Origin of the sequence: uncultured Sphingomonas sp., assembly GCF_964244235.1 — a bacterium.
Classification (GTDB): domain Bacteria; phylum Pseudomonadota; class Alphaproteobacteria; order Sphingomonadales; family Sphingomonadaceae; genus Sphingomonas.
This window is the reverse complement of record NZ_CAXTII010000127.1, coordinates 1-4,696: the sequence shown is the minus strand read 5'-3', so window position 1 is coordinate 4,696 and position 4,696 is coordinate 1. Positions and strand designations below refer to the sequence as shown.

Below are 4,696 nucleotides of genomic sequence, written 5' to 3'. Positions count from 1 at the left end.
TCCTCGCCGCCCTCCACCACAACGCCACCGCCGCGGGGGTCAGGGCTTGAAGGGCGTCTTCCTGCTGGCCGCCGCGATGCTGCTGCCGGCCGCGGGGCCTGTGGGCACGACGGTCACGGTGCAGGTCGGCAATATCCGCAACGCCAACGGCAATGTCCATGTCGATATCTGCCCGCAGGCGCAGTTCCTGACCGAGAATTGCCCCTATCGCGCCACGGTGCGTGCGGTGGCCGGGGTGACGACGCTCGTTCTGCAGGGTGTGCCCGCCGGCCGCTATGCCGCGCAGGCGACCCATGACGAGAATCGCAACGGCAAGGTCGACCGCGCGCTGTTCGGTATCCCCAAAGAGGGCGTCGGTTTCTCGAACGACGCCAAGATCCGGTTCGGGCCGCCGAAGTTCGATGACGCGGCCTTCGCCGTCGGTGCGACGCCGACCACGATCCGTTTCTCGCTACGCTATTTCCTCGGGGCTTCGGGCCCGGTCAAGCGCTGACCGCGATGCGCCGGCTGATCCCCCGCCTCGTCGCGCTGGCGATCCGGCGGCCCTGGGCGACGCTGGCGATCGCGGCGGTCCTGACGGTGCTGGCGCTGATCGTCGCGGTCGACCGGTTCGCGATGACGACGGACACCGCGGCGCTGATCTCCCCCGATGTTGACTGGCGCAAGCAGGAGCGCGCGGTCGAGGCGGCGTTCCCCCAGCTGAGCGACGTCATGGTCGTGGTGATCGACGGCCGCACGCCCGAACTGGCGGAAGCCGCGGCGGCTGCGCTCGCCGCGCAACTCGCCGCCGACAAGACGCATTTCCGCCGCGTCAGCCGACCCGATGGCGGCGATTTCTTCGGGCGGGAGGGGTTGCTGTTCGGATCGCGCGCGGACGTGCAGCGCGAGACCACGGCGCTGGTCGATGCGCAGCCTCTGCTCGGCCCGCTTGCCGCCGATCCAAACGCGCGGGGGGTGGCGTCCGCGCTGTCGACGATCCTCGACGGAGTCGCGAACGGATCGACGACGCTCGCCCGCATCGACGCACCGATGCGCGCGCTGACCCGGGCGGCGGACGAGACGCTGGCCGGCAAGCCCGCCTATTTTTCCTGGCAGCGGCTGTTCGGCGGCGGCGCGACCGCGGCGCCGACCCGGCGGTTGCTGCTGCTGCAACCCGTCCTCGATCACGGCGCGTTGATGCCGGGCGAGGCGGCGAGCGACGCGCTGCGGGCCGCGGCAAAGGCGGGTGGGTTCGACGCTGCGCATGGCGTGCGCGTCCAGCTGACGGGCGAGGTGCCGCTGGCGGACGAGGAATTCGCGACGCTGGAGGACAATATCGGCGCGGTCGGGGCGGTGATGCTGGTCGCGATGCTGGCGACCCTGTGGTTCGCGACCCGGTCGGTGCGGCTGGTGGCGGCGATCCTCGCGACGATCGTCGCGGGGCTGGTGGTGACGAGCGCGGTCGGGCTGCTGGCGGTCGGGCGGTTCAACCTGATCTCGGTCGCGTTCATTCCGCTGTTCGTCGGGCTTGGCGTCGATTTCGGCATCCAGATCTGCGTGCGCTTCAATGCCGAGCGCAGCGGCGGCCTGACCCCGCCGGTCGCGATGGCCGCAGCGGCGGAGGCGCTGGGCGCACCGTTGCTGCTGGCGGCGAGCGCGATCTTCCTTGGGTTCGGCGCGTTCCTGCCGACCGCTTATGTCGGGATTGCAGAACTGGGCGTGATCGCCGGGCTCGGCATGATCGTCGCTCTGGCGTTCAGCGTCACGCTGCTGCCCGCGATCGTCATGCTGATGCCACCGGGACCGCCCAAGCGCGACGTCGGCTTCGCTGCGATGGCGCCCGCCGACCGGTGGCTGGCGCGCAACCGGCGGCGGGTGCTGTGGGCGTTCGTCGCGGCGATGCTGGTCAGCATCGCGTTGCTGCCCTTCGTCCGGTTCGACTTCAATCCGCTCGATCTGCGCGATCCCAATGCGCCGTCGATGCGCGCGCTGGCTGATCTGACGCGCGATCCGGACCGGTCGCCGAACACGATCGACGTGCTGGCGAAGGGGCCGGGGGCGGCGGATGCTTTGGCGAAGCGGCTGTCCGCGCTCCCCGAGGTGCGGCAGGTGGTGACGATCGACAGCTTCGTCCCCGCGGACCAGCCGGCAAAGCTCGCGACGATCCAAGATGCGAACACGCTGCTGGATCTGACGCTCAATCCGTTCGATGTCGCGCAAGCGCCGAGCGACGCGGAACTGATTTCGGTTCTGCGAAAGACGTCTATGAAGCTGCGGTCGACGCTCGAGGCCTCTCATCGCCCCAGTTGGATCACGTTGAAAAACCCTGGTTTTTACATCCTGCCACCAGTCCTCTCGCCGACCGAAGTCGCCGCACGAGACCTTGCCGACGGCTTAGACCGTCTCGCCGCCGGCAACCCAGCTCAGCGCGCCGCGTTCAATGCCGCGCTGGCGAAGCCGCTCGCCGTTATGCTCGACCAGACCCGCGCCGCGCTCCAGGCCGCGCCCGTCACCCGCACGACGCTGCCCGCCGATCTCGTCCGCGACTGGGTCGCGCCCAACGGCGAGGCGCGGCTGTCGGTCTTCCCAAGCGGTAACGCCAACGACAATGCCGTCCTTAAACGCTTCCGCACCGCCGTCGCCACGGTGACCCCCGCCATCTCCGGCCTGCCGGTCGCGACGCAGGCGGCGGCGGGGACGGTGGCGTTCGCGTTCGTCGAAGCCGGAGTGACCGCGTTCGCGCTGGTCAGCATCCTGCTGTTTGTCGTCCTGCGCGACGCGCGCGAGGTGGCGTTCACGCTGGCACCGGTCATCCTGTCGATCTTCCTGACGCTCGGCACCTGCGTGCTGATCGGTCAGCCGATCAACTTCGCCAACATCATCGCCTTCCCGCTGTTGTTCGGGGTCGGGGTCGCGTTCCACATCTATTTCGTGATGGCCTGGCGCGCGGGCGCGACCGCGCTGCTCGAATCGCCGCTGGCGCGTGCGATCCTGTTCTCCGCGCTGGCGACGGGGACCGCGTTCGGCAGCCTGTGGCTGTCGCACCATCCCGGCACCGCCAGCATGGGCAAGATCCTGATGCTGTCGCTGGCGTGGACATTGGTATGCGCACTGGTGTTCGAGCCCGCGCTGCTGGGGCCGCCGCGAGTCAGGACGGCGGCTTAGCGGCAGGATCTGTCATCGGGTCATCGAGCTCGGGCGCGGACGAATCCGGTTTCCGCGCGGGCTGCGCCGTCGGCGGGGTCGGGGTCGGGGTCGGTACCGGTGCCGACGGATCGGCCATCGGGTCGGCCAGTTCCGGTGCCTTGCTGTTGGCCGCCGGTGCGCCCGCCGGGTCCGTCAGCGGATCGCCGAGATAGGTCGGTGAACCCGTCGCGTGCCTGGTGCCGTGCAGATGCCGTATCTCGCCCGCGCGGTCCTGCAGATACACCGATCGCAGCGTGGCGTAGGGGTCCACCGCGCCTGCCATCAACGCCCGCAGGTCGCCATCCGCCTCGACCCGCTGATCGAGCCCGGGGATCACCGCGTGCGGCAACTGGTAATAGAGGCGGTCGAACGGTTCCCCGATGGTCGGGGCCAGGATCGCGCCGTCCGCGCCGTTGCCGATCAGGTCGCGCAGCGTCGTCGGGCCGATAAAGGGCAGGAAGATGTAGGGCCCGGGCTTCACCCCGTAAAATCCCAGCGTGTCCGCCAGTCCATTTGGCCGGTGCGGCAATCGGATCGCCGGCCCCTTTGCAAGGTCGATCGCCCCCGCGAGCCCAAGCGTCGAGTTGATCGTGAAGCGCGCGACCGTCTCGATCGCCTTGCCCGGCTTCAGCTGAAGCATGTAGTTCAGGAAAACGATCGGCTCGCCAAGATTGCTGAAGAAATGGCGCAGCGCGGTGCGAAGCGGGCTCGGCACGACATGCTTGTAGCCAAGCGCGACGGGCCGGAACACGATTCGGTCGAACCGCTGCTGGCGGGCGAACATCTTGCGATTGAAATGTTCGAACGGGTCGCCGGCTGCGTGACGGACACGCCGACGCGTCGTGGGCGGGGGCATGCCTGGCTCGGGCTTGTCGGTGGTGATCGGCGCGGCGGCCGCCATCGGCTGCGCGACCGGCGTGCCGGCATCGGTCCGGCCGGCGGCACTAAGGATCAGCAGCGCAGGAACGACCGCCGTCAGCGTCACCCGCCGACCTTCGCCGCCTGCGCGCCGATATTGGCGATCAGCGCCTTGGCCCCGCCGGTACCGAGCACGCGTGTGAAATCCGATCGGCGCGTCGCAAGCTGGCTGATCTCGTTCTTGTAGAACACATCGATGATCCGCCAGCCGCCGCTGGCCTGACGTAGCCGGTAGGCGATCGCGACCGGCTCGTCCCGCGGTCCGGCGAGCGTCGTGCGCACCAGTTTGTCGCCGCCGCGCGCCTCGACGCGCGGGTCGATCTTGATCGTCTGGCCCGAAAAGCCGTCGAAGTTCGACGCATATTGCGCGACCGTCAGCCGACGGAACGCGGCGACGAGCGCCGTCTGATCGGCAGGCGCGAAACCGTTCCACGCACTGCCTACCGCAAGCCGGGTCATCAGCGGGAGGTCGAACGCGCGGTCCACCACGGGGCCGATCGTCGCGGTCCGCCCGTGCATGCCTGCGCGCTTCCCCGCCTTCATCGTCGCGATCAGCCCGGCGTCGAGCGAATCGACGGGAGCCAAGGCCGGATCGGTCGCCTGCGCCGACACG

4 protein-coding genes are annotated in these 4,696 nt (G+C 69.4%); 2 read left to right on the top strand and 2 right to left on the bottom strand.

Features of this window, described 5'->3' with window-relative positions:
* The coding region (locus ACFE7D_RS13965; RefSeq protein ID WP_375396019.1) for a DUF2141 domain-containing protein at positions 1 to 493 on the top strand (493 nt) is incomplete at its 5' end.
* A gap of 5 nt (positions 494 to 498) precedes the next feature.
* Positions 499 to 3,144 (top strand): MMPL family transporter, encoded by a 2,646-nt coding sequence (locus tag ACFE7D_RS13960; protein WP_375396018.1) that lies wholly within the window; start codon positions 499 to 501, stop codon positions 3,142 to 3,144.
* Here the strand turns inward: ACFE7D_RS13960 and ACFE7D_RS13955 are convergent.
* Both ACFE7D_RS13955 and ACFE7D_RS13950 read right to left on the bottom strand, forming a co-directional pair.
* Positions 3,128 to 4,150, bottom strand: coding sequence for a VacJ family lipoprotein (locus tag ACFE7D_RS13955; protein ID WP_375396017.1), 1,023 nt, complete (start codon positions 4,148 to 4,150; stop codon positions 3,128 to 3,130). The two genes, ACFE7D_RS13960 and ACFE7D_RS13955, sit on opposite strands and share 17 nt — an antisense overlap.
* Positions 4,147 to 4,695: an ABC transporter substrate-binding protein gene (locus ACFE7D_RS13950; protein WP_375396016.1), complete on the bottom strand. Its 549-nt coding sequence runs from the start codon at positions 4,693 to 4,695 to the stop codon at positions 4,147 to 4,149. The genes ACFE7D_RS13955 and ACFE7D_RS13950 overlap by 4 nt, the downstream gene beginning before the upstream one ends.
* Position 4,696: the final 1 nt, after the last annotated feature.